We start from the raw sequence: 25824 nt of genomic DNA on the forward strand, positions 1-25824 counted from the left end.
ATTTGTCATAACGTTTCTTATAAAAACAAAGATTAGTCCCTTATACAGATGTTCAACTACTAGCATAGCTCAGATATCTAAATTAGTTGCCCTCTATACCTCCTCAACCTTCTTAATTTAATTAAAGGAAGTCAATGTATTTAGGTTATAAGTTAGATATCTGAACGTAATTCTCTATTAATTAACCCGTATTGCGTAGACCCGCTGCCAAAGCATTGATACTACGGATTAATGGATCTTCAACAGCAAGATCATCGTCATCATATATAGCGTCTTTTTGTCTGGCACGTTTCAACAACTCGATTTGGATATAATTAATCGGATCTAAATAAGCATTTCGCCATTGTAGGGACGCGGCAAGGCTTTGCTGATGCGCCAATAACGATGTCTGATTGAGCAAAGAGTTCAAACCTGAGAAGGTTAGATGATGCTCATCGATTACCGCTTGCATAATCTTTTCACGTAATCCCTCATCTTCACATAACTGACTATAAGCCTGAGCAATGCTCATCTCAGACTTAGTAAACGCCATTTCAATATTGCTAATAAATACGTTAAAAAATGGCCAGCAACTGTTCATCTCTCTCATTAAAGCTTCGTCTTCTTTAACGCTATGAAGAGCACTACCTACGCCATACCAAGCTGGTAGGGTAAAGCGCGCTAAAGACCAACCAAACACCCAAGGAATCGCCCGCAAGGTTGTCTTACTTGGCAGCCCTTTGTTACGGTGCGCTGGGCGCGAGCCTATATTTAATAAAGAGATTTCCTGCACTGGTGTCACTTGTGAGTAGAACTGATAGAACCCTTCGGTATGGTCCGTAAGCGTACGATAACTTTGTTCACCCGCATCTGCTAAACGTGCAAAGAGTGCTTCATAAGTTGGCAGCTCAGGTGGCTGCACTACAAATCTTGTTGAACACGCTTTGAGGGTACCAGTGATGCCCATGGTAAGCTCAAATACAGCGGTATCGGTGTTGGCATATTTGGCATAAAGGACTTCACCTTGCTCAGTGACTTTAATTTCTCCATGCAGTGTCCCTGCGGGCTGAGCGGCAATTGCATTATGTGTTGAGCCGCCACCACGACTGACAGAGCCACCGCGCCCATGGAAAAGGCGTGTTTTGATGCCATATTCAGCAGCGATACGATTGATGGTTTGCTGCGCGCTATAAAGCTGCCATGCAGACGTAATAATACCGCCATCTTTCGATGAATCTGAATAGCCTAACATGATTTCTTGGGTATTATCTGAGTGCGCAAGCAACCCTCGATATAGCGGATTGTCCAACACGGCAGGTAAGATCTTATCGATATTTTTAAGATCTTCGATGGTTTCAAACAAGGGTGCGACGGGTAAGTCAGCAGACAGCTGACCTGCATCATCAACCCTGCATAAGCCTGCAAAACGCATCAGTAGTAAGACTTCTAATAATTGACTGGCATTATTGGTCATCGAAATGACATAACTGCCAAACGTATCTTGCCCGACCAGCTTACGTAATGTTGCCACTGAGTTCATCAAGGCTAATTGTTCACGGGTTTTATCAGTCAAGTTATCGGTATAAATGAGCGGTGTACCAGGCTTTTCAAGTAAACGCGTCAACCACTCTTGGCGCTCGGTTTCACCCAGAGTCTGATAGTCTGGTAAGTTCGAGGCATTGGCGAAAATATCGGCGATCACTTCACTATGATAAGACGACTCTTGGCGGATATCGAGTGCTGCCAAATGAAAGCCACAGGTTTTGACCAGACGAATCGTATCGAGTAATAAGCCTTCGCCATGTGCTTTGTCATGAGTATTGACACTTTGACGGATGATGCGTAAATCTTCTAATAGCTCTTGTGGGTTGGCGTAAGCATCGTGTGCGGCGTCAAGGTCTGCACCTTTACTTTGAATGTGACGATTGGTCGCTTTTATTTTGGCAAGGATAATCGATAACAACCTTCGGTACGGCTCATTGTTGTAATCATCAGGATTATAATAAAATACTTTTTGATCGAGAGTGGCGTATTCCTTTATACGAGCATAAACGTCTGGTGCAATCTCAATAATGGTATCGCTGTGAATAAGTTCACGGCGCAGTTTTTTTAGCAGCACTTGATAATGACGCAGCACGGTATCAGCATGCATCAATACGGCCATTTCTGTGGTGTCATGAGTGACAAAGGGATTGCCATCTCTGTCGCCACCTATCCAAGAGCCAAAACTCATAAAGGCAGGTAATGGGTAGTCTGTTAGCTCTGGATAAATATCAACAATGGCGTCTTTAATATTACGATAAACCTTTGGAATGGCATTGAATAAACTGGCATTAAAATAATGCAGGCCATTATTAATTTCGTCATAGACTAAAGGCTTACGCGTACGCACTTCATCCGATGACCATAATAAATCAATCGTCTGCGCCGTTTTCTCTTTCGCTTGTTCGTAGGCAAAGCTGTCTTCTGCAAGATTGTTTAAGGCATCGCTGTGCGTAAACAGACTTTGTAATAGATTCATGGTCGTACGGCGGCGCGCTTCAGTAGGATGGGCGGTAAATACGGGTATAAATTTCAGCTGCTCAATCAGCTCTTGCATTTGGGCAGGTTCAATATTGCGTTCGCGACATTCAAGCAAGGTGCGGCGAAACGAGCCTTCCCAGCTTTGATCGGATTGCATACGCAAGGCATGACGCTGCTCGCGTAAGTAATTTTCTTCACTTAAATTGGCCAAGAAGAAATAGATAGAAAAGCTGCGGATGACGTTTTTTAAGGTTTGATTGTCTAAAGAAGCAATGAAGTCGATGAGTTGTTGCTGGTTCGCGTCGTTAGGCTCACGGCGTTGTTGAATAAAACCTTTACGCAGGGTTTCAATCGTATTAAGTGTTTCTTCGCCCGTCTGGCGAGAAATTGCATCTCCTAGGAATGAGCCTAATAAGCTGATGCGTTCGCGTAATACGTCGTTATCGATAGTCATCCTTAACCTTCTCGTTAAATTAGTGGGTGAAATAGTCGTGTGGTTTTAAGAGTAATTATTCTATGACAAGCCACTTAACATGTTTATGTGGTTCTTGAAGCTCTCGGTAATCATCATTCAAGACAATAAGCTGATTTCATATATTTATAGGCTCTGCACGCTCGGTTTAATTACTCAGTTTGACCAAACAGTCTGAGTTAATATCAGAAATAGTTTTGGCGCCAGTCAAGGTCATCGCGACGCGTATTTCTTTATCTATCAGCTCTAGCAGATTACTTACTCCTGCACCGCCATCCGCCGCTAAAGCATATATAAATGCGCGTCCTAGCATACAGATATCAGCCCCTAAAGCCAACATACGTACGACGTCTAAGCCACTGCGTATGCCAGAGTCTGCTAAAATTTTAATCTCTCCTTTGACGGCATCGGCAATAGAAGGCAGAGCACGCGCACTTGATAAAACACCATCCAACTGTCGTCCACCATGATTGGACACAATTATACCGTCTGCACCAAAACGTACAGCGTCTTTGGCATCTTCTGGGTCCAAAATACCTTTGATGACCATAGGCCCATCCCAGTATTCACGAATCCAATCTAAATCTTTCCAAGAAATAGAGGGATCAAAGTTATTACCTAGCCAGCCTATATAGTCCTCAAGCCCTGTAGGCTTACCTAAATAAGTAGAAATATTACCCAAATCATGCGGTCGACCTTGCAAGCCCACATCCCAAGCCCATTGTGGATGCGTCACAGACTGTAAGTAACGGCGCATAGCTGAATTTTTACCACTCATACCAGAGTGCGCATCGCGGTAGCGTGCCCCTGGTACTGGCATATCTACCGTAAAGACCAATGTCGAACACCCCGCAGCTTTGGCACGCTCCAGAGCATTTCGCATAAAGCCTCGGTCCTTTAATACATAAAGCTGAAACCACATCGGACGGTTGATTTTAGGTACCACTTCCTCAATCGGACAAACAGAAACCGTTGACATTGTAAACGGAATGCCTTTTTGATCGGCTGCCATAGCTGCCTGTACTTCTCCGCGGCGGGCATACATGCCCGTCAAACCGACGGGTGATAACGCTACTGGCATAGACAGAGTTTCATTAAATAACTGCGTCTCTAAGCTCAGTTGTGACATATCATTCAGTACACGTTGCCTAAGAGCAATCTGTGATAAATCTTCAGTATTACGTTTTAAGGTATATTCATCATAAGCACCGCCATCTATATAATGAAACAAGAATGGTGGCAGTCGGCGCTTGGCAGCAGCTCTGTAGTCATTTGCAGATGAAATAATCATACGTTTGCCCTTTTGTATTCTATTCAATCTCTAGATCAATTCTGGAAACTCAAATTATGAGATGTGTTTTCGCACAAATATTTTTAATTTAATAAGCGATAACGCCAATGCACACTAAATCTGATACATGGCGCAAATCACTAGTATAAATTACTTTCTGAAAATCTTAGTAGACTCATAGCAGAAGTAAGTTTATGCCAGTGATTATGCAGCAAATATATATAAAGTGGATTGCCTGTATATACGCCACTTTAATTAACTACAGTTTCTGCTTTAACTAATGCTGTATTTTTATAGCTGAAGGCATAAGCTAACACTATAAGGAAACAAACTAATGGCAAGACATAAGCAATATGAGTCCCAAAATGATCAGCCATTTTACCCATAAAGTATGGCATCACAGCACCACCTACAATTGCCATAATCATAAACGAACTGCCAATCTTAGTTTTAGAGCCTAGATTCTTCACGCCCATTGCAAAAATGGTTGGAAACATGCTCGACATAAAGAAGAAAACTGCGATTGCAGCAATGACGGCAATATAATCAGCGCCTGAAAGAATCACACCACAGAGTACTGTATTAATAATGGCGTAGATCATCAACAGTTTGTTTGCCGCAATTTTAGACATCAATGCAGTGCTTACGAAGCGTCCAATTAAAAATGCAAGCATCGCAATGGACAAAAAGTAAGCACCTTGCTGGCTCGAACTTTGAGGCCACGTTTCTACCATCAGGTTAATGAAGAATGCACCCACACCAACTTGGGCGGCCACGTAGAAAAACAGCGTAATGACACCAAATTTAAATTCGCTATGTGACCACAATGAAGCGCTATTATTTCCAACATTAGCTGCATCGAGTTTCGCTTCGTTTTCACGTAAGTCTGGTAGTTTGGCTTTGGCAAAAAATGCAATTAGCACAATAACAACAAGCGCAATGCCAACATAGGTATAGGTTACCGCAGTAAAATCGCCTGAAGCTGCTTTACCGCTCTCGCTAAAGAAGAATAAACCGCCAATTAAGGGACCAAAAAACTGGCCAAGACCATTGAATGACTGAGACAAGTTCAGACGCTGTTCTGCGGTTGCAGGATCACCCAGTGCAGCCGAATATGGGTTGGCTGCTGTTTCTAGACAGCCCAAGCCTAAAGCCAGTACAAATAATGCGAATAGAAAAAAGCCGAAAGTTAACTGCATGGCTGCCGGTACGAATAGCAAAGCACCAATAGCATATAAGGATAAGCCTAAAAGAATACCAGCTTTATAGCCTTTTTTATCGATAAACAAACCTGCAGGTAGGGCAATAACAAAATAGGCGCCAAAATAGGCGGCCTGAATTAAGCCTGACTGCGCTTTAGTAATGTGCAATGCTTCCTGAAAATGCTTATTTAAAACATCGACTAAACCATATGAAAGGCCCCACATAAAAAACAGTGTAGTGACCAAGATAAAGCCCAATCGGAATTGTGGTTCCGTTATTTTTGCCTTCATGTTTTGCATCCTTGTAGATTGTTACGTCCTTGTAGTTTTGATTTATGGGTTTAAATCAAATATTTTTTTCATCTCTATCCACTTTTCATTTGCTGTAGCGCTTTGTAATGGCTGCTGAAACTGAGACATCAATATCTCCCATTCCACATTTTTCGGCTCAGACAGCGCAATCTTGTTGGCTACAGCTGGATCATAATCATCTCGAGTGTCCATGATCATAAAAAGGCGGTTTTCTATTTGCCAAATTTGCATATCTAGCACACCGCGCTGCTTAATATTGCTAGCAATTTCAGGCCAAATATTTTGATGAAAATGCTGGTATTGCTTTACTTTTTCTACATCCTTGATGAGATCAAGCGCTAAACAATAGCGTTTCATTTAAGCTCTCCTGCTTAAGGTTTTCTAGCGAGACTAACTCATGGCCAAGCCCGTTTAATTAAGTCAATGCTCGATCTAAGTGGGTATAACCGCCATCTACAAATAGCAATTGACCGGTGGTATGCGACGCGCGTTCTGACAATAAAAATACTGTAGTGTCTGCGATTTCTTGATCGGTAGTCATGCGATGACCAAAGGGGATATTTTTGGTAATTTGATCCAATTTTTCTTGCGGATGATCAAAGCTATTAATCCAACGCTGATAAAGCGGTGTCATGACTTCTGCTGGTAATACGGCATTCACGCGCACACCATCATTGCGATACTGCGCCGCCCACTCTCGAGTTAGCGCCAAACGACCCCCGTTAGATGCTGCATAACCACTGGTATGGCCTTGACCAGTTACCGCCACTTTAGAGCCGATATTCACGATACTGCCTTTACTGTCTTTGAGATGAGCAATGCAGTAATGCGCCATAACAAAGTAGTGAATTAGATTTTTATCTAGCGACTGTTTAAAAGCTTCTACACCTTCTTCCAGGCCCACATTATCATTGACACCAGCGTTGTTGACTAAGCCATCAAGGCGACCATACTTCTCAACCACCAACGCCACTTCTCGCTTGCACGCCTCTTCATGCTGCAAGTCCAGCTTATGGAAGGAGTAGACAGCTTGCTGTTTCTCTAACGCTTCGATAAACGCCGGATTTAAGTCTGAACGCCCAAAGATAGCCACTACAGCCCCTTCTTGCGCCAACGATAAACTGATAGCGCCGCCAATACCTGCACCACCACCTGTCACGATAAATACTTTATTCTTTAGTTTTAAATCCATTTAAACGTACTCCTGATTTTTTTTGATATTAATGTCTCGAATTCACCTGAACTAACTTATATATTTTTATAATTTATACAGGCGCTGAGCGGTACCACTCTCGACTTGTAGACGCTCTGAATCACTCCACTCCCGTGACCACTGTTGCCAAAAATCCATCAACTGCGTATAAGAATGCGTGGCATAAGACACGGGCCAGTCTGAACCCCAAACCAAGCGCTCTGGACCAAACAGCTCTAATGCCATATCCAGATGGGCTTGGAAATCTTCTGCCTTACAGTTGGGACCACCTTCAGTGACTAAGCCGGAAATTTTTAGATTGACATGCTCTAATGGCACAATGCGTTTCATCATTTTGATCCAACACTCAAAATCGGCTTTGCTATACATTTGCGGCTTGGCTAGATGATCGACCACCAGCTCATAGCGGTCATGACGCTGGCAAAATTGTACGGCTGCATCGAGATCTTTTTGATGGATTAGCACACCGTATAACAATTCTGCCTGCTGAATTTTTTCAACGCCTGCGTTAAACCCTTTATGATGGGTCATATACGCACTAGGATTTTTTTCGTCCTGTAGCATATGGCGAAAGCCTTTCATCTTTGGATTACGCTTAAAGACCTCCAACTGCTTATCGGCATCCCGTTCAAAATCAAACCAACCAACGATCCCTTTTATCAACTCATGTTGCTGGGCAAGGTCATTGAGGTAGTCATTTTCTGCTGCACATGGTCTTGCTTGCACTGCGATAATACCGTCGATATTGTCGGTAAGTTGAGGGCATAAATCCTTTGGCAACATATCCTTTGCAATGGGCGCTAAATCCCCCTGAATCCAAGGAAAATCATCCGCAGAATACTGCCAAAAATGTAAATGGCTGTCGATCACGCAACACTCCTTGTTAACGGCTTTTTATATATCTGATAATCTCGTTTAAGCAATCATAAAAGTATTAATTCGAGAAAACCTCATTGCAATCTTTGATTTAACACTTCCTTGACTATTCGCATACCAGTAATCCTTTGATATGAATCGCTTTAAATTCTCTTAAAGCGATTAGACTTATCTTTTATTTATGCCTGTTCTTTGCGGAATAAATACTGTTGAATGGAAGCAGGCTTCATTTCAATTGAGAAGCCTGGCAACTTCGGTGGCATATAAGCAGCGTTTTCAATGACACAAGGCTCAACGAAATGCTCATGTAAATGATCGACAAATTCTGTGACACGGTCATCTTTCTTGGCAGAGAACCATAAATAATCAATCATGGATAAATGCTGAACATATTCGCACAAGCCCACACCACCGGCATGTGGACACACTTTCAATTCATATTTTGCGGCCATTAATAACACAGCCATCACCTCATTAATACCGCCCATACGGCAGGCATCAATCTGCACTACATCGATGGCTTCGCGCATAATGAACTGCTTAAACATAATGCGGTTTTGACACATCTCTCCTGTGGCGACCTCAATAGGAGCAATGGCCTGACGGATAGCACGGTGGGCTTCTACGTCATCTGGAGAAGTGGGCTCTTCAATAAACCAAGGCTTGGCAAACGCCAATTTCTGCATCCAATCGATGGCCTCTTGACGTTCCCAAATTTGGTTAGCATCGACCATCAAGTGGCGGTCTGGGCCCATAATTTCACGGGCAATACTCACGCGGCGAATATCTTCTGCCACATCACGGCCGACTTTTAACTTAATGTAATTAAAGCCTTCGTCTATCGCTTCTTGACACAGACGGGCTAGCTTTTCATCGCTATAACCCAACCAGCCTGCAGAAGTGGTATAACAGGGATAGCCTTCTTGCAGCAGCGTTTGCTCACGCTGATCTTTAGAGGGGGCATTCGCTTTTAATAAGGTCAGCGCTTCATCAGGAGTAATACAGTCGGTGATATAACTGAAATCAATACATTCCACTACTTGTTCAGGGGTCATGTCAGCTACCAGCTTCCACACCGGCTTACCTTCACTTTTGGCCCATAAGTCCCAAATGGCATTGACCACTGCGCCGGTTGCCAAATGCATTGCGCCCTTGTCCGGACCAATCCAACGCAGTTGGCTGTCTGATGTCAAATGACGCCACATTAAGGCTGGGTTTTGTTTAATTTCATCGATATCTAAGCCGACGACTAGGTGACGCATCGCTTCGATAGCCGTACAGCAAATCTCATTGCCACGGCCAATAGTAAAGGTCAGGCCATGACCGGACAGCGCCTCATCGTCTGTTTTTAAAATGACGTAAGCGGCAGAGTAATCTGGATCAGGATTCATAGCATCCGAGCCATCTAGGTGTTGCGATGTGGGGAATCTAATGTCTAAGACTTCAAGATCTGTAATTTTAAGCATGATAAAAATCCATTTTTAACGTCATTTTTGGCGAGTAGCATCGATAATTAACATCGACAAGTCATATTTTTTGCAAACAAAGCCTCTACATGCATCGATTACCATGCAAGTGAAAAACAGGAGGCTAGATTTAAATTACGGAATGATAGTTATTGGGCAGCAATCACGTTTTGATGCTGCTCGCCCAACCCTTCAATACCAAGGCGCATCACTTGTCCCGGCTTGAGATAAACGGGTGGAGTCTGCCCTAGGCCGACACCTGGCGGAGTGCCTGTCGAAATCACATCACCGGCTTGTAGGCACATGAATTGGCTGAGATAGCTAACGATGGTTGGGACATCAAAAATCATAGTATTGGTATTACCGTCTTGATAACGGTGACCGTCTACTTCCAACCATATTTTTAAATTATGAGGATTTTCTATTTCATCTTTGGTCACTAACCAAGGACCGGTTGGACCAAAAGTAGGACAGCCCTTGCCTTTGTCCCAAGTGCCTGTACCTTCAAGCTGAAAAGCTCGCTCAGATACATCGTTAATGACGCAATAACCCGCTACGTGGTCCATAGCTTTTTCTTTATCAATATAACTGCCGTCCTTACCAATGACTATACCAAGCTCAACTTCCCAATCGGTTTTAAATGAGTTGCGCGGAATCTCGATATCATCGTTTGGTCCAACCACTGCGCTGGTCCATTTATTAAATACGACGGGTTCATCAGGCACTTCTGCACCCGTTTCAGCCGCATGATCTGAATAGTTTAGGCCGATACAGATAAACTTACCGATATTATTCACACACGCGCCTATCCGTACATCGGCGTCTACTTTCGGCAATGTACTGAGATCTAAAGCACGGATTTTATCCAACTCAGTTGCTAATACTGGACCATTAATGTCGCTGACCACTGTAGATAGATCACGAATGTTGCCATCTTGATCCAAAATACCTGGTTTTTCCTGTCCCTTTACACCAAATCTTAAAAGTTTCATTGCTGTTTCCTTTAATATCTCGATTTTAAAATAGTTTTTTAATCAGTCGAACATGGCTTTAATTTGACCAACCACCGTCAATCATATTGATTGTGCCTGTGGTAAACGCAGATTCATCGCTAGCCAAGAACAGCGCCAAAGCAGCAATCTCTTCTGCCTTGCCGACTCGGCCCATTGGCTGACGCGCCACAAATTGCTGGTACACCTCGTCTACGGTTTTATTTTGCTCTTTCGCTTGTGCTTCAATACGTTGATGCAACGATGGTGAATCTACTGTACCTGGGCAAATAGCATTGCAACGAATGCCCTGCTGGATATAGTCTGCAGCAATAGCTTTAGTCATTCCCAAAACAGCAGCTTTAGTCACGCTGTAGGAAAAGCGGTTTGGTACGCCTTTTATGCTCGATGCCGCAGAAGACATATTGATGATAGAAGCATTGCCCTTTTTGAGCATCGCCGGTAGAAACGCGGAAATCATGTGGTACATCGAGTCCACATTAATCTTAAAGGCACGGTCCCACTGCTCTTGGTCGCATTCTAAAATTGAACCTGCAGGCACCCAGCCCGCACAGTTGAACAATACATCCACGTCTTGATATTTTTTTGCAAATTCAAATATTTGCTCTTTATTTGTGACATCTAGATTTTCAACTGTAATGTTGTCGGACTGTGCTTTCAGCTCATTAAGCAGTTCTTGATTAATATCCGTAGCAATCACATGCGCGCCCTCACTTGCAAATGCCAATGCAGTGGCTTGACCAATGCCCTGAGCAGCTGCAGTGATGACACAATTTTTATTTATTAATCTCATTTTTCTTCCTTGATTTTTACTTTATAATAAACTAAGTTCGAAATTGAACAGACCAATAAGCGGTCCAACCAGTAAGTGGTCCAACCAATTTACAATGTTTTTATTAAATTGGCAAGACCAATTTTTAATTTAAGTTGAAATTTATGCAGAATACTCGTATTTATCAAAATATATTTAATAAAATTCAAGACGATATAAAAGCTGGAGTTTATAAGATTGGGTCTAAGCTTCCACCTGAAAGGGACTTAGCACTTCAACTAGGCGTTAGCCTCACCTCAGTTCGAGAAGCTATGATTGCTTTGGAGGTCAATGGAATTGTTGAAGTGAAATTAGGAAGTGGCGTATATGTCATCAATGATCATCAAGATGCTGCCAATCCACAGACAGGGTTTAATACAACAGTGCATCCGTTATTGCTGCCATATTTACAAGAAGATGCAGTAATACGCCCTTCGAAATATTGGAAGCGCGACTGCTGATTGAGCCTCATTTAGCAGAATTAGCCGCCAGAAACCGTACAGAGGAACAATTAGAGAGTATTAAAGAAGCTTTTTTAATGAATGTTCGGGATAATTTAGAGCATTCTACCGAGCATATTGGCGACCGTTTATTTCACATCCGCATTGCTGAGTCTAGCCAAAATGATGCCTTCGCCTTTTTTCTCAATTTCTTGCTCAGTAAACACTACACAGAATTCTTTAGCCGAATGCGTAGTTTATATACTCCCGAAGATATGCCACTACGCTCACAGTTGGAACATCAAGAAATCATGACAGCCATTCAAAATAAGGATGCTCAATCAGCCCACAACGCGATGAAGAAACATCTGCAGAATGTAATTCATATATTCGAAGGTTCTCAATGAACCGCCACGATAATATCGAAAGATTTTTTAGTGGAATCAGGCGGCTTTTCCTGACGGGATTAAATTCTCATAATACTGCTAATCGAAAAGTGGCACATGATTAGGCACGGCTGTATATGAGCTATGCTGAAGAAAGCATAGAACCAAACTAGATAAACTAAGAACTCGATAATGAATTTGTTATGGTTAAGGAAGTGCAAAGCTACAGTACGGAATTTGAAGCAGACGCTCTCAAGAAGATAACAGACAAAAAGGTAATCTAAGTGCGACAGCTCGTCAGTTAGGAATAGCGATACAAACGTCATGTTCTTTAATCTCGGTGGTATAGTTTCATACTTATTTAAAATGCTCTGTCGCCGAGACTCCCTCCAAGCAGTTTACCTCCTAATATATTTTAGCTAGGCCATATCTAAAAACAAGTCTATCTTGCTCTTAGCTTTCTTGATACTTTGAACTAAATATTTATCCTTTACTGTTAATCATTAATAGATAGTAGCCATAACTATTTAGACTTTCAGAGAGTATCAATACTATTAATTTGATACTATTTTGATACTCTAAATTTATTGATAAGCATATCTACTTGTTGATAGGTATATTTTTCTTTTAACCTAATCCTTTAACAGGAAAGGCTTTCAGACAATAATTGCAGCTAATTATCGCCATCCATTGTGTATTGTTGTTGTAAAAATAAGGACTCATAATCCTTTGGTCGTAGGTTCAAGTCCTACTGGGCCCACCAAATTCAAACCCTTACAGTCATTGACTTGTAAGGGTTTTTTATTGCCTATGACTTAATGAAATCTAACAAAAAAGCCCAATGCTACTTTATATAGCACTGGGCTTGTCTGCATCTAACACCACTTCCAGAAATTAGAGTATAGTCAGCTGAATGTAAAATTGTTATGGATTTAAACGCGCTACTGTTATAAATTTTACTTGCGTGCTGCGTACACAGAGGCTGCGCAAAATTCATCCCAGTAGCGCTATGACATTTTTAGAGTGTATCGACTATAACGCGTAAAACTTGTGCAAGTACTACTCCTAGTAGGCTTAGCAAGTTTGACAAAGTTAATCGTACTTTTTGGGTTTGGTATAATTTGCAAAGTTAAAAAGAAGTACGACGATAGTTACGATACTCAGGTAACCAAAAATTCGCTTTTAATCGGCGTTCTAGATTCTCCGCCGTAACTGGTAATGCAAGCTTATCTTTAACCGCTTGTAGGGCTACGGCATAAGCGATTTCTTTACTAATTTCTTGAATAAACCTAATTGGCGGTAGTATGGCACCGGGTGCCTTTTCGTACTGCACTGAGATATCTGCGAGGGCTTGGCTTGCCGCCATTAACATATTGTCGCTAATACCTGTCGCCCGTGCTGCTAAAACACCAAGACCGATACCAGGAAATATATAGCTGTTATTACATTGAGAGACCTCAAAAGACTGACCGTTAAAAGTGGTATTAGCAAATGGGCTACCTGTTGCGATAATGGCGCGACCATGGCTCCAATTCATCACCTCTTGCGGTGTGGCTTCGACACGCGAGGTAGGGTTTGAGAGCGGTAATACAATTGGGCTTTCAGTATTAGCGCATAAGGACTCAATCACCTCTTGAGTGAACAAACCTTTTTGGCCGCTAACACCAAATAATACCGTTATCTTTGCTTGTTTGACCACTTGTGCTAAACCCAGTTTTTGACTCTTGTCCCAATGTTCAATAGCGGACTGCTTTTGCACCAACGGCTCTTGGAATCTTTGTAGTTCTGTCATGCCATCAGTGAGCAAACCATAACGATCAACCATAAATACTTGGCTACGAGCCTGCTCTTCAGTCAATCCTTCGCGCTGCATTTGGCGAATGATATGCTCCGCAATACCGCAGCCCGCTGACCCTGCGCCTAAGAACGCTATTCTTTGTTGACTTAGCTTTTCACCTTTATTTAGGCACGCTGCAATCAAAGTACCGACCGATACTGCAGCAGTCCCTTGAATATCATCATTGAAGCAGCATAATTGGTCACGATATCTATTCAATAACGGCGTGGCATTTTCCTGTGCAAAATCTTCAAATTGTAATAACACCTCTGGCCAACGACGCTTAACGGCTTGAATGAATAAATCGACAAATTCATTATATTCATCGCCAGAGATGCGTGGATTCCTCCAGCCCATGTACATAGGATCATCAAGTAGCTGTTGATTATTGGTACCGACATCTAGCAAAATGGGCAGACAGTAAGCGGGGCTGATGCCTCCACAAGCCGTGTACAGAGCCAATTTACCAATGGGAATCCCCATACCGCCAATACCTTGGTCGCCTAAGCCCAATATACGTTCACCATCAGTGACTACGATTACCTTGACATTTTGTTTGGTGGCGTTTTGCAGCATATCATCGATTTTATGACGCTCAGGATATGAGACAAATAAACCCCGTTTACGGCGATAAATTTGCGAGAATTTTTCACACGCTTGACCAACCGTTGGCGTATAAATGAGCGGCATCACTTCCTCTATATGCTGCTCAAGCAAATGATGAAATAAGGTTTCATTGGTATCTTGTATATTACGCAGATAAATATGCTTATCCATTGCATTGGTGAATGAGCGCATTTGGTGATAAGCCCGCAGAGACTGCTCCTCAATCGTTTCAATGTTGTGAGGCAATAGCCCTGTTAAATTAAAGCTATCACGTTCTTCTGATGAAAAAGCACTACCTTTATTCAGTAAAGGAGTCTCTAATAGAGCGGGTCCAGCAACGGGAATATATAAGGGACGCTTGTTTGGCATAATAAAATCTTCTTATTAAGGACGTATGAGTAAAAACAATGCTAATGCTGCATTATACATAGCATCCGCCCATACTTAACAATAGATAACAAATCATTTTGAGTGAGCATGGCTCTAAAGTTTATTACTTATACATTTACCTCAAACTAATGTTGTTTTCTTTCCGGAAGTGGATGAAAGGGGTCGATTAACAAGTCAATATTCTTAGTCATTCAAAGACTATTAACGCTATTGATTTTGATACTCTAAATTTATTGATAGGTATACCTACTTGTTAATAGCTATGATCATCTTGTACTCTACACCTTTACATCAAGGAACTTTCAACCCATAGTTGCAGCTATTTATCGGTATATATTTTGTTTATGGTTATTGTAAAAATAAGGGTTTTTAATCCTCCGATAGTAGGTTCAAGTCCTACTGGATCTGCCATATTTATACCCATAAAGAACAAGCCTTTTTCATAGGATTATGAGAAGTTGCGGACTATGTAGAGTTATGGCAATTCTTAAGCAGGCGGCAAACCTTTATAGGCTTTTTGTAATAGACCTTCTAGCTCGTCGTAATGGTATTCACGAGGATTATAATAAGGACTGTCACACACAATCCTTGCTACTTCCGCTGGACCTGTTTCGGGCAAACCAATATCTTTTAGTGCTAATTCAATACCTAAAGACTCGTTTAAACGGTAGATTGCTATACCAACTTCTTCACGGCTACTGACACCCAAAGCCTCTACCAGTCTATCCATGGCTTCACTATCAGCATGGCGGTTGTAATGGACTGAATACGCAAGCGTAATGGCATGAGCCTGCGCATGCGGTAAGTTGAAAGTTCCCCCTAAGGTATGACAAATTTTGTGGTGAATGGCCATACCAACTGAGCCAAGACAAACGCCAGCCAACCATGCACCATAGCTTGCTTTTTGACGGGCTGAGATATTCGTAAGGTCTTTGACAATCACAGGTAAGGCAGACTTGAGCGCTTTGATAGATTCAATCGCCATCAGACTGACGATAGGGTTTTTATCCTCAGCATAAAGTGCTTCTACCGCGTGCGCCATGGCATTCATACCTGAGCACGCTGAGATATCGGCAGGCAAGGTTAGGTTTAGCTCTGGATCATAAATCACCACCTTAGAGAGCACATGACTGTCTCTCCCCGTGGTCTTTAGATTGTTTTCTGTCAGACCATAAATGGTTGTCATCTCACTACCGGCATAGGTAGTCGGTATGGCAACGATGGGCAGCTGCATCTTCAGTGCTATCGCTTTAGCAAGGCCAATCGTAGAGCCACCGCCCAAAGCCAGACAGCAATCAATGTCATGGTCTTGGGCAAATGCTACCGCCTTGTCTGCCACTGCTATTGGTACATGCATGACGGCGTGCGGGTACACGCCTGCACAGATCCCTTGTAATTGTTTTGCCAGTTTATGACCCGCCTCTTTTTGACCAGGCGTCGTAATAATCAATACTTTATGATAACCCTGATGCAGTAAGATATCTTTGGTTTCAGCTGACTTCCCTACACCAAAATGAACGTCAATGGGTAGAGCTTTATAATGAAAGTGTTGCATAAGATCGTCCTTAATCCTTACGGTCTATTGAATTCGATATTAAAAGACTAAGCGTGTAAAATGGTTGCTCAAATTTGCTCACGTTTATAAACAAAGCCTTCTTCTTCATAAACCTGGTACGTGACTTCTAACAAGGTTTTCAATAGCGCTGACTTGTCAAAATGCCGAACGTTCATAATCACAGGCGATGTTAGAAGTCCTTGCTCGAGTGGCAGATAGCCAATTTCTTGACCGCGTAGGTTTTGCAGTGATTTGGGCACGATGGTCATACCCTCGCCTGCCGCCACCAGACCCAATGCCACATGCATTTCACTCACCTCAAAATAGCAACTGGGCTTTAAGTTATTTGCTTCGAACAATCCTAATATATAATCAATAAAACTGGGGCGCGGCGTCTTCGGATAGAGTAATAAATTCTCATTTATCAGATCCGCAATATCAACGCTAGTGCGCCCTTCTTGAATGATAGGATGGTTGATGGGTACAGCCACCACTAAAGTCTCTTCTCTTAATAATATACGTCTCACAGAGGCATCTTCAAATAACAATCTGCCAAAGCCCACATCGATATCTCCACTGGTCAACGCCTGTGTTTGCTGCCATGAGTTAAGCTCATGCAGCTTAATCTGCACGGTGGGATAAGCTTGGCGAAAGCGAGAGATTATCTTTGGTAGTGTGCCATACAAAATTGAGGCAACAAAGCCTATCGATAAGGAGCTATCAAAGCTGCCCTTGCGCATGGTCATGGCTCGTAAATGATCAGACTTTTGCAATATTTGTAGGGCATGCTCATAGAAGAAACCACCTGCCTCAGTTACTTTAAGAGGACGCTGATTACGATCAATTAAAGTGACGCCCAACTCTTCTTCTAGCTGTTTTATTTGTCGACTAAGCGGCGGCTGTGAGATATATAAACGCTCCGCCGCTTTATTGAAGCTTTTTTCCTCCACTACCGCCACAAAATAACGTAAATGCCTAAGTTCCATTGGCTACCTCTTGTTTTAATGAGCGACTTGCTATTTCGAATACTTTCAACTAAAAATTTTATCGGTAAGTTATAACCATAGTATACCCAAAAGGTATCAATATTTGTTAAAACAAGTCTTAGACAAGCTTAACCACAACGCCTATAGTGATATAAAGAATGCAGAATTACTTATTAGCGCTTGAGGATAGATATGATTCGTTCAATTAATACCTTGCTGGTACCGATACCGACTATTCGAGAGCATAAGCTTGCTTGTACAGTCATGAGAGAGCAGGTGCTGGTATTGGTGCATATCCAGACCGAAGATGGCTATGAAGGTTGGGGCGAAGCGACTACGATCGGTGGCCTAAGCTATGCTGAAGAAAGTCCTCATAGCATCAAAACCAATATTGATACCTACTTTACGCCGCTGCTATTGACAGAGCAGCCCGCTACTTCTGCCAAAGCCATGCAGCTCCTCAATCTGCATATCAGTGGCAACCGTTTTGCCAAGTGCGCGATTGAAACGGCCCTACTCGACATCGAAGGCAAACGCTTAGGCCTACCTGTCAGTGAGCTGATCGGTGGGCGTGTCCGGGATCGTATCGAAGTGGCATGGACGCTTGCCAGTGGTGATACTGCAACTGATATCGCTGAAGCCAAGCAGATGGTCGCACAGAAGAAACACCGTATCTTTAAGCTAAAAATCGGTAGCAATCCTATTCTTGATGACGTCAAACACGTATTGGCAATCAAACAAGCCATGCCTGATTGCCGCATTACCGTCGATGTCAATCAAGCATGGACAGAGCTTGAAGCCATGAAAGGGATTAGCTTACTCCAAGCTGGCGGCGTTGATCTAATAGAACAACCTGTATCAATGCGTAATAAAGCAGCACTCAGACGCTTAAAAGAACACTTTGAGGTTGCCATCATGGCGGATGAAATCGTCCAAGATCCTCAGAACGCTTTTCACTTAGCAGCCGATCACTGTGCTGATGTCTTTGCCGTAAAGATTAATCAAGCTGGCGGACTAAAAGCGGCTTGCCTCATCGGTCAAATGGCACAGCTAGCAGGTATTGAGCTCTATGGCGGCACGATGCTTGAAGGTCCTATTGGCACAGCCGCATCAGCGCATGTGTTTTCTACTTACCCTAGCCTAGGCTTTGATACAGAGCTTTTCGGGCCACTATTACTAACCGATGATGTGCTGGCGCAACCACTTGATTATCATGATTTTGGTCTAACGGTGCCTACAGGCGCTGGACTGGGTATCGAAGTCGATAAGGACAAGGTCTACCACTATGCTGAGCACAATGCTGCAGCCCTACCCAAGCTTTCTGAATCAGAGAAATATACTGCTAAATCTTAATTGCAACAACAATAACTAATAAGGAAGTAACTATGTTATATCACGTCAGAATGGATGTTTTAATCCCAACAGATATGGATGCTGATAAAGTTAATGAGCTCAAAGCCACCGAAAAAGCCCTCTCACAAAAGCTGCAAGAGCAAGGTAAGTGGCGTCATATTTGGCGTTTGGCTGGCGAGTACTCTAACTTCAGTATCTTTGATGTCGAAAGCAATGAAGAGCTACACGATATCATGATGTCGCTACCGCTTTATCCCTATATGAAGGTCGAAGTGACGCCTTTATTACGTCATCCCTCATCTATCCGTGATGACGACAGCTAAAACTTAGTAACTAAAACTTAGCAACGGTTTAGTAAAAAATTAATATTGATACCCTTCAACAGATCGAAAACATTGAGTAAGACTACTCAATTACATACCTTTTAAATAGTCCTCAACAAGGAGAGAGACATGGAACACAAGCAAATTGAAGCATTGGCCGAAAAGTTTGTTAAAGGCAAAATCGACTATCCTGAGCAAGTCAATCCACGCGTGCAAGAGATTACTCTACGTATCGTCACTGACTTGATGAAAACCATCAATGACCTACATATCACTGCTGATGAATACTGGAGCGGTGTGGAATACATTGGTGACTTAGGCAAAGAAGCAGGTCTGCTATCGCCTGGTCTGGGTTTTGATCATTTTATGGATTTGATGATTGAAGAAGATCTGAAAGCAGAAGGTCTTGATGGTGGCACAGTACGTACCATTGAAGGGCCTCTCTATGTCGCTGGCGCGCCAGAAGAAAAAGGCTTTGCTCGCTTAGATGATGGCACTGAAGATGGCGAAGGTACGGTGCTATTTATGCAAGGCACCGTTTATGGTGAGGATGGTAACCCTATCCCCAATGCCAAGGTTGAGGTATGGCACGCCAATAGCTTAGGCAACTACTCTTTCTTTGATGAGTCGCAGTCTGAGTTCAACTTACGTCGGACGATCATCACCGATGAAAATGGTAACTATGGCTTCCGTAGCATCGTACCACTGGGTTACTCTGTACCGCCAGAAGGTATGACTCAAAAGGTATTGAGTGCGCTTGGTCGCCACGGTCATCGCCCTGCGCACGTGCACTTCTTTGCCAGTGCTGATGGTCATCGCAAACTAACCACCCAAATCAATATCGATGGCGACGAGTATCTATGGGATGACTTTGCCTTTGCCAGTCGTGAAGGATTAGTTCCAGAGATTACGATGGTTGACGATGCTGACAAGCTTAAAGAAAAAGGTCTGGATAAGCCATATGCCAGTATCGATTTTGATTTCCATTTAGTTAAAGATATTGATAAGCCAGTACAAGGCAGTGAAGTCGAGCGCCGCCGAGTTCAAGGTTAAACGTCGCTGATGACAAATCAGATTTAATTGTGCAGCTTGATGTTAACGCTGTTTTAGCATCAAGCTTACCTAATACTCTCTAATATTATTAGGACAAAGTCTGAATAACCCAAACTTTAGTTATAAAACTTTTCTATTATCTCCTACCTTAATCCCCTAACCTGCAAACTTCTTGCACGACTCATCACTAACTTTTGCAGCCATGTTTTTAAAGCTTAAAAAACTTTTTTTGCAAGAACCTTTGTCCTAAAAATCATCTTGGTAGATATTCTACTATATACGCAAACATGAACAAGGATGTTCTATGAAAAACCCTCTCAAAAAACTGACTTTACTCATTGCCGCTTCTAGCTTACCATTCATTGCCTACGCTTCTGACTCCCACTATGTACCAGGTATTGAAGGCGTCAAAGGTAGTGTTGTGCCGCCACCTGGTGTTTATTACAAAGGCTATGTCGTAAACTATAACGCTGATAAAAATGAAGCATTACCCGCTGACAGTGAGGTCACCGTTACTGCGCTTGCTAGTAGAGTAGTCTGGGTGACTCCGCAAAAACTATTGGGTGGCGATCTAGTACTGGAAGCCATCGTGCCTATGTTACAGACTGATCTCAAAGTTGGTGGGCAAGATATCGACAAACGGACAGGTCTAGGCGATCTTTATGTAGGCGGCGTATTGGGCTGGCACGGTGATAGATGGGATGCAACCACTGGTATTGGCTACTGGGCTGATACAGGAGATTATGATAGTCATCGATTTGCAAGCCCAGGCAAAGGCTATGATTCAGTCATGCTGACCCTTGGCGGTAATGTCAAACTCAACCAACAAGGCGATATTAATCTTAGTGCTTTGGGTCGCTATGAGATGCCTGATGGTGATGATCTAAATGATGAGTTAATCATTGAGTGGGGTCTAAGTAAAAGCTATGGCTTGCTCGATGTGGGCCTTGTAGGTTACAACACCTTTGAGACCGGCGACGGCGAAGAAGAAAGAAATGCGCTTGGTCTGTCTGTAGGATACTTCTCACCTGCCAATCTACTGGGTGGTGACATAGCAGCCTACAAAGAGTATTCAAACAAAGACACTTTTGAAGGTCAAGTGATACGGGCCTCCCTAACCAAAGTTTTTTAACATTTTTAGGTGTAATGGACAAAATTCATGCTGGTGTAGGGTCTAACGCTATATACTGTCTATATTTGCAAGGAATCAACGCTATGAATCAAAAAACTGCCCTTTTTGTAGTAATAAACACACTAAAAAGAATGGACGCAAACTAGGCAAACAACAGTACCAATGCCTATCTTGCAAACGGCAGTTTTTAGGGGGCACAAGACTCAATAACCAAATGCTTTGGACTGAATATACGCAAGGGAAACAGACGTATAAACAACTGGCTGACAAGTACCACTGTAGTCTTAAAACCATTCAAAGACGCTTAGACAAAGTGAGTATTGAGTACCAAATCAAACGACCTAAGCGTGCTAATATCATCATGGACACGACCTATTTTGGCCGTGGGTTTGGTCTCATGGTATTTATGGACAACGCCACTAGAATGGTTCTCCATTACGCTATAGTCAGTCATGAAACCAATAGTGCCTATAAGCAAGGGGTTGATTACTTAAAGGTGCTAGGCATTGATATACAAAGCATCACCTGTGATGGTAGACGAGGACTTAGAACGCTATTTACCAGTACTCCTTGTCAGATGTGCCAGTTTCATCAGATACAAATAGTGACTCGCTACCTGACTCGTCGCCCTAAGAATATCGCTAGCATTGAGCTTAGGCAGCTTACTTTGACCCTAACACAGCTTGATAAAGCCGCGTTCATAAAGTGCTTAGATCACTGGTACCTGACTTACGAAGCCTATCTCAGTGAACGTAGTACCAATGAGGATACGGGTAGAACTTGGTACACGCATACGCGTCTTAGAAGTGCTTATCGTAGCCTGCGAACCAACAGTGATTGGTTGTTTACTTATCAAGAATATGAGCACTTAGATATACCAAATACAACCAATACGCTTGAAGGTTTATTTAGTGAGCTCAAGCGGCAATTACACAGTCATCATGGCTTAAATGAGCACCGTAAGTTACGGTTTATTAAAGACTTTTTACTCTCAAAGTCACGCAAATAGCATGAATTATGTCCATTAGCGACTACCTTCTACTTTTTAGCATGAATTTTGTCCATTACACCACAAAATTGGATTTCTAAGGGAACATATTAGAAACAAAAAAACCATGACGACCTTATTATAGGCCATCATGGTTTTCTTAAATCACTAGCAACACTGACGATGCGTGGATTTGACTACCCCTTAAACTGGATACGGACGTTGCTGAGTCTGTACCGACACCCACTGATAAGTGGTGAACTCATCAAAAGTGATATGGCGACCGAAACGGCCAACACCTGAGGCCTTTTCGCCACCAAAGGCAATGCGCGGCTCATCATTGACACTCTGGTCATTGATATGAACCATGCCCGTCTTCCAGCCAGCGGCAAACTTCTGCGCACGGGCGATATCAGCAGAGTGCACTGCGCCGCTCAAGCCTGCACTGGTGTCATTGGCCAGACGCAGGGCATCTTCATCACCTGTATGCGAAATCAAGGTGGCGACAGGACCGAACATTTCGGTACGGGCAGAATAGACACCATTGCTGCCTTTTAAGACATACGGATAGACAAGAGCGCCTTCGCGTTTGCCTTCAAGTAGCATTTCCGCACCCTCTTCGATTGCCCGCTTGACAGCTTCTTCAACACGCTTCGCTTCATGCTCGTCGATTAGGGGTCCGACCAGTACATCCGCTTGTGAAGGATCACCTACTTTTAGGCCTTTAGTATATTTGACAAACTTTTCTGCAAACTCATCAAAGACAGATTCATGAACGATGATGCGGTTCACTGACATACAAATCTGACCACTGTGCAAGAAGCGACCAAAGACCGCTGAGCGCGCGGCATAATCAACATCGGCATCTTCTAGAACGACAAACGCATTGTTACCACCAAGCTCTAAGATGGAGCGTTTGATTTCACGACCTGCCATTTCTCCTATGCGCTGTCCGACTTCAGTAGAGCCTGTAAAGGAGATAATATTGGGAATTGGATGTGTATAGAGGGCATCGCCAATCTCAGATGTCTTGGGTACAACAACTGATAGCGCACCCGCTGGCAATCCTGCTTCTTCAAATATTTTGGCCAGTAGGATACCACCGGTAATCGGCGTGGTAGAGGCAGGCTTTAGCAATACCGTGTTGCCACTGGCTAAGGCTGTTACGACTGAGCGCATAGCTAGGAACATTGGGAAGTTAAAGGGACCGATGACGGTCACTACTCCGGCAGGTTTACGAATGATGTGGTTTATTTTATTGGGGACGGCTGAGCGCGCAACGGTAGTTTCCAATAAAAACGGATATTCTGCTGCAACTTTAATCACGCCAATACAAGCATCGACTTCAACATTGGCTTTTATCACGGTAGAGCCAGACTCACGTACCAGTAAATCAATGAGCTCTGCACGGCGATTTATCATTACTTGCGCTGCTTGCTCGATAATTTGGCTCATGGCATAAGGGTTGGTCTCACGCCACTGTTGTTGTGCCTTTTCAAGCGCCTCATAAGATTCGTTGAGATCGTCTAGGCTGGCGGCTTTGAAGGTTGCAATCTCTTCACCAGTGAAGGGGTTACTGGTTACGATTTCGTGGCTTGAGGTACCATCGCGCCATTCACCATTGATGTAGTTATGATGTAGATTGTTATAGTTAGACATGTAAATTCCTTTTTTAAATGACTACAGAAACTGCTCTTATTTACTTAATATGGAAAACTTATCATTTTCACCCTTTAAGCATAATAGCAGGGATTTTGTCAGTAGTACTAGAGCGTGTCCTAGATACTTAACGACGGGTTTATATTAACTTTTGATTCACATATGATTAAAATAGGCCAAGTCAAAGGCCATCATAGACTCACTTCCTGCTTGAGCCATTGCTATATTTGACTGCATACGAGGTAAAATATGATCGATAAAATAATCTGCCAATTTCAATTTATTAGCATAAAACACTTCATCCTTGCCTTGGCAGGTCTTCACGATCATCACATACATATAAGCAAAACAAAGATAACCGACAGCATGTAAGTAATTCACGGCACAGCCATTCACTTCATCTTTACGCTCATTGATGTTCATTAATAACGTTTTGGTCAAACATTCAATATCATTGGCAGCATTCAATGTGGCCTGTTTGATGCCATGCTCGGCTTGCATGTTCGCAATATAACCGCGTATTTCAGCTAAAAAATCAAAAAGCATTGCGCCACTATCTCTGGCAACTTTTCGCCCTAATAAATCTAATGCCTGAATGCCGTTAGCGCCTTCATAAATCTGTGCAATTCGAGCGTCGCGCACAATCTGCTCCATGCCCCACTCACGAATATAACCATGACCGCCAAATACCTGCTGGCAGTCAACCGTTGCTTCGAAGCCTTTATCGCTCAAAAAGGCTTTAGTGATCGGTGTCAATAAAGCAACACGATTATTTGCAGTTTCGACGATTTGCTTGTCATTACTATATTTTGCAATATCCAACTGTTTGGCAACATACATCGCAAAGCAACGAGAGACTTCGGCATGGGATTTTGCATTGAGCAGCATCCGACGTACATCTGCATGGTGGATTAAAGCATCTGCTGGCTTATCAGGGTTTTTTATACCTGAGTCACTACGACATTGTAATCGATCATTAGCATAGGCGACTGCATTTTGATAAGCCAACTCTGTGACACTAATTCCTTGAACCCCAATAGCGAGACGTTCGTAGTTCATGATAATGAACATAGAGGCAAGCCCCGTGTTTTCCTCACCCACCATCCAACCCTTGGCCTTGTCAAAATTTAAGACACAAGTGGCTGAGCCTTTGACACCCATTTTATGCTCGACAGAACCGACAGAGGCAGCGTTGCGCTCACCACTCTGATAGTCACCATTGTCGTCTTTTTCAACCAAGTATTTCGGCACAATAAATAAAGAAGTACCCTTAGAACCAGCAGGTGCGCCTGGCGTTTTCGCTAATACCAAATGGATAATATTTTCAGTCAAGTCATGGTCGCCAGCGGTAATAAAGATTTTACTTCCCGTAATATCGTAGCTTCCTTCTTTATTAGGAACCGCTTTGGTTTTGATAAGTCCTAAATCCGTGCCCGCATGTGCTTCGGTCAAGCACATAGTGCCTGCCCATTCACCTGAGTATATTTTCTCTAGATAAATATTTTTTAATTCTTCAGAAGTTGATTCTAATAGACATAGACCTGCACCTAGGGCAAGATTGGGATAAAGTGCAAAAGCTTGATTGGCACTAAACATCATCTCTTCTTGAAACATAGATACCATCTTAGGAAAACCTTGCCCGCCATATTCTGACGTTGCACCTAAGCCAATCCAGCCTGCATCTTTATACTGTTCATAAGCTTGTTTGAACCCTGTTGGCGTCGTTACCTTGCCATAGCCTTCTGAATCGTGCGAAAAGCCCACACCTTCTTCATCACCACTACGGTTTAATGGCAGCAGGACGTTTTTAGTGAATTTCGCTAACTCCTCAAGTACCATGTTTACAGTATCCATGTCAATGTGACTGAGGCTTTCATTCGCTTGCCAAAATGATGGTGCCTCAAAAACTTCGGTAAGTAAAAATTGCATTTCTTGTAAAGGAGCGTTGTAGTTACGCATAA

The 25824-nt window shown here is 42.8% G+C and carries 21 protein-coding genes; 7 read left to right on the forward strand and 14 right to left on the reverse strand.

Annotated features, from left to right (window positions below; genetic code table 11):
* Positions 1-181: 181 nt before the first annotated feature.
* The 9 genes from ppc to JMX03_RS08380 all read right to left on the reverse strand — a co-directional run bounded on the left by ppc (position 182) and on the right by JMX03_RS08380 (position 11137).
* On the reverse strand, positions 182-2956 hold the full coding sequence (ppc, locus tag JMX03_RS08340; RefSeq protein ID WP_201596055.1) for a phosphoenolpyruvate carboxylase: 2775 nt from the start codon (positions 2954-2956) through the stop codon (positions 182-184).
* A 166-nt stretch (positions 2957-3122) separates the two neighbouring features.
* The gene (gene lldD / locus JMX03_RS08345) at positions 3123-4265 is read right to left on the reverse strand and encodes an FMN-dependent L-lactate dehydrogenase LldD (RefSeq protein WP_201596057.1); all 1143 of its coding nucleotides are present in this window, start codon (positions 4263-4265) and stop codon (positions 3123-3125) included.
* Positions 4266-4516: 251 nt separating this feature from the next.
* A complete protein-coding gene (fucP, locus tag JMX03_RS08350) occupies positions 4517-5758 on the reverse strand; it encodes an L-fucose:H+ symporter permease (RefSeq protein WP_201596059.1) in 1242 nt (413 codons plus the stop codon).
* A 42-nt stretch (positions 5759-5800) separates the two neighbouring features.
* On the reverse strand, positions 5801-6136 hold the full coding sequence (locus JMX03_RS08355) for an L-rhamnose mutarotase (RefSeq protein ID WP_201596061.1): 336 nt from the start codon (positions 6134-6136) through the stop codon (positions 5801-5803).
* A gap of 58 nt (positions 6137-6194) precedes the next feature.
* On the reverse strand, positions 6195-6971 hold the full coding sequence (locus tag JMX03_RS08360) for an SDR family oxidoreductase (protein WP_201596063.1): 777 nt from the start codon (positions 6969-6971) through the stop codon (positions 6195-6197).
* A 66-nt stretch (positions 6972-7037) separates the two neighbouring features.
* Complete coding sequence (locus JMX03_RS08365) at positions 7038-7862, reverse strand: amidohydrolase family protein (protein ID WP_201596065.1); 825 nt, start codon at positions 7860-7862, stop codon at positions 7038-7040.
* Between the two features lie 185 nt (positions 7863-8047).
* Complete coding sequence (locus tag JMX03_RS08370) at positions 8048-9334, reverse strand: L-fuconate dehydratase (protein WP_201596067.1); 1287 nt, start codon at positions 9332-9334, stop codon at positions 8048-8050.
* A 149-nt stretch (positions 9335-9483) separates the two neighbouring features.
* Positions 9484-10326: a fumarylacetoacetate hydrolase family protein gene (locus JMX03_RS08375; RefSeq protein WP_201596069.1), complete on the reverse strand. Its 843-nt coding sequence runs from the start codon at positions 10324-10326 to the stop codon at positions 9484-9486.
* A gap of 58 nt (positions 10327-10384) precedes the next feature.
* The gene (locus JMX03_RS08380) at positions 10385-11137 is read right to left on the reverse strand and encodes an SDR family oxidoreductase (RefSeq protein ID WP_201596071.1); all 753 of its coding nucleotides are present in this window, start codon (positions 11135-11137) and stop codon (positions 10385-10387) included.
* Positions 11138-11280: 143 nt separating this feature from the next.
* Between JMX03_RS08380 and JMX03_RS14990 the strand changes: the two genes are divergently transcribed.
* On the forward strand, positions 11281-11616 hold the full coding sequence (locus JMX03_RS14990; RefSeq protein WP_227695509.1) for a FadR/GntR family transcriptional regulator: 336 nt from the start codon (positions 11281-11283) through the stop codon (positions 11614-11616).
* Complete coding sequence (locus tag JMX03_RS14995; protein ID WP_227695518.1) at positions 11598-12002, forward strand: FadR/GntR family transcriptional regulator; 405 nt, start codon at positions 11598-11600, stop codon at positions 12000-12002. The genes JMX03_RS14990 and JMX03_RS14995 overlap by 19 nt, the downstream gene beginning before the upstream one ends.
* A gap of 1108 nt (positions 12003-13110) precedes the next feature.
* On the opposite strand, the gene JMX03_RS08390 is transcribed toward JMX03_RS14995, so the two are convergent.
* The 3 genes from JMX03_RS08390 to JMX03_RS08400 form a co-directional block, all read right to left on the reverse strand.
* Complete coding sequence (locus JMX03_RS08390; protein WP_201596073.1) at positions 13111-14793, reverse strand: NAD-dependent malic enzyme; 1683 nt, start codon at positions 14791-14793, stop codon at positions 13111-13113.
* A 508-nt stretch (positions 14794-15301) separates the two neighbouring features.
* Entirely contained in the window at positions 15302-16369 is a 1068-nt protein-coding gene (locus JMX03_RS08395) for a maleylacetate reductase (RefSeq protein WP_201596075.1), read from the reverse strand.
* Between the two features lie 68 nt (positions 16370-16437).
* On the reverse strand, positions 16438-17355 hold the full coding sequence (locus JMX03_RS08400) for a LysR family transcriptional regulator (RefSeq protein WP_201596077.1): 918 nt from the start codon (positions 17353-17355) through the stop codon (positions 16438-16440).
* A 192-nt stretch (positions 17356-17547) separates the two neighbouring features.
* On the opposite strand from JMX03_RS08400, the gene JMX03_RS08405 reads away from it, so the two are divergent.
* The 5 genes from JMX03_RS08405 to JMX03_RS08425 all read left to right on the forward strand — a co-directional run bounded on the left by JMX03_RS08405 (position 17548) and on the right by JMX03_RS08425 (position 22225).
* Complete coding sequence (locus JMX03_RS08405; RefSeq protein ID WP_201596079.1) at positions 17548-18708, forward strand: muconate/chloromuconate family cycloisomerase; 1161 nt, start codon at positions 17548-17550, stop codon at positions 18706-18708.
* A 32-nt stretch (positions 18709-18740) separates the two neighbouring features.
* Entirely contained in the window at positions 18741-19031 is a 291-nt protein-coding gene (gene catC, locus JMX03_RS08410) for a muconolactone Delta-isomerase (RefSeq protein ID WP_201574503.1), read from the forward strand.
* Positions 19032-19160: 129 nt separating this feature from the next.
* A complete protein-coding gene (catA, locus tag JMX03_RS08415) occupies positions 19161-20084 on the forward strand; it encodes a catechol 1,2-dioxygenase (protein WP_201596080.1) in 924 nt (307 codons plus the stop codon).
* Between the two features lie 304 nt (positions 20085-20388).
* Complete coding sequence (locus tag JMX03_RS08420) at positions 20389-21216, forward strand: SphA family protein (RefSeq protein WP_201596082.1); 828 nt, start codon at positions 20389-20391, stop codon at positions 21214-21216.
* Between the two features lie 61 nt (positions 21217-21277).
* The gene (locus JMX03_RS08425; protein ID WP_455233743.1) at positions 21278-22225 is read left to right on the forward strand and encodes an IS256 family transposase, variant Zn-binding type; all 948 of its coding nucleotides are present in this window, start codon (positions 21278-21280) and stop codon (positions 22223-22225) included.
* Positions 22226-22408: 183 nt separating this feature from the next.
* Here JMX03_RS08425 and JMX03_RS08430 read toward each other — a convergent pair whose 3' ends face one another.
* On the reverse strand, positions 22409-23863 hold the full coding sequence (locus JMX03_RS08430; RefSeq protein ID WP_201596084.1) for an aldehyde dehydrogenase family protein: 1455 nt from the start codon (positions 23861-23863) through the stop codon (positions 22409-22411).
* 156 nt (positions 23864-24019) lie between these two features.
* Positions 24020-25822, reverse strand: coding sequence for an acyl-CoA dehydrogenase C-terminal domain-containing protein (locus JMX03_RS08435; RefSeq protein WP_201596086.1), 1803 nt, complete (start codon positions 25820-25822; stop codon positions 24020-24022).
* Between the last annotated feature and the right edge of the window lie 2 nt (positions 25823-25824).

Source organism: Psychrobacter fulvigenes (genome assembly GCF_904846155.1).
GTDB classification, from domain to species: Bacteria; Pseudomonadota; Gammaproteobacteria; order Pseudomonadales; family Moraxellaceae; genus Psychrobacter; species Psychrobacter fulvigenes.

Coding starts and splice junctions, on each gene's coding strand:
- ppc (WP_201596055.1), bottom strand. CDS start 2,956: ATGACTATCGATAACGACGTATTACGCGAACGCATCAGCTTATTAGGC.
- lldD (WP_201596057.1), bottom strand. CDS start 4,265: ATGATTATTTCATCTGCAAATGACTACAGAGCTGCTGCCAAGCGCCGA.
- fucP (WP_201596059.1), bottom strand. CDS start 5,758: ATGAAGGCAAAAATAACGGAACCACAATTCCGATTGGGCTTTATCTTG.
- JMX03_RS08355 (WP_201596061.1), bottom strand. CDS start 6,136: ATGAAACGCTATTGTTTAGCGCTTGATCTCATCAAGGATGTAGAAAAA.
- JMX03_RS08360 (WP_201596063.1), bottom strand. CDS start 6,971: ATGGATTTAAAACTAAAGAATAAAGTATTTATCGTGACAGGTGGTGGT.
- JMX03_RS08370 (WP_201596067.1), bottom strand. CDS start 9,334: ATGCTTAAAATTACAGATCTTGAAGTCTTAGACATTAGATTCCCCACA.
- JMX03_RS08375 (WP_201596069.1), bottom strand. CDS start 10,326: ATGAAACTTTTAAGATTTGGTGTAAAGGGACAGGAAAAACCAGGTATT.
- JMX03_RS08380 (WP_201596071.1), bottom strand. CDS start 11,137: ATGAGATTAATAAATAAAAATTGTGTCATCACTGCAGCTGCTCAGGGC.
- JMX03_RS14990 (WP_227695509.1), top strand. CDS start 11,281: ATGCAGAATACTCGTATTTATCAAAATATATTTAATAAAATTCAAGAC.
- JMX03_RS08390 (WP_201596073.1), bottom strand. CDS start 14,793: ATGCCAAACAAGCGTCCCTTATATATTCCCGTTGCTGGACCCGCTCTA.
- JMX03_RS08395 (WP_201596075.1), bottom strand. CDS start 16,369: ATGCAACACTTTCATTATAAAGCTCTACCCATTGACGTTCATTTTGGT.
- JMX03_RS08400 (WP_201596077.1), bottom strand. CDS start 17,355: ATGGAACTTAGGCATTTACGTTATTTTGTGGCGGTAGTGGAGGAAAAA.
- JMX03_RS08405 (WP_201596079.1), top strand. CDS start 17,548: ATGATTCGTTCAATTAATACCTTGCTGGTACCGATACCGACTATTCGA.
- catC (WP_201574503.1), top strand. CDS start 18,741: ATGTTATATCACGTCAGAATGGATGTTTTAATCCCAACAGATATGGAT.
- catA (WP_201596080.1), top strand. CDS start 19,161: ATGGAACACAAGCAAATTGAAGCATTGGCCGAAAAGTTTGTTAAAGGC.
- JMX03_RS08420 (WP_201596082.1), top strand. CDS start 20,389: ATGAAAAACCCTCTCAAAAAACTGACTTTACTCATTGCCGCTTCTAGC.
- JMX03_RS08430 (WP_201596084.1), bottom strand. CDS start 23,863: ATGTCTAACTATAACAATCTACATCATAACTACATCAATGGTGAATGG.
- JMX03_RS08435 (WP_201596086.1), bottom strand. CDS start 25,822: ATGCGTAACTACAACGCTCCTTTACAAGAAATGCAATTTTTACTTACC.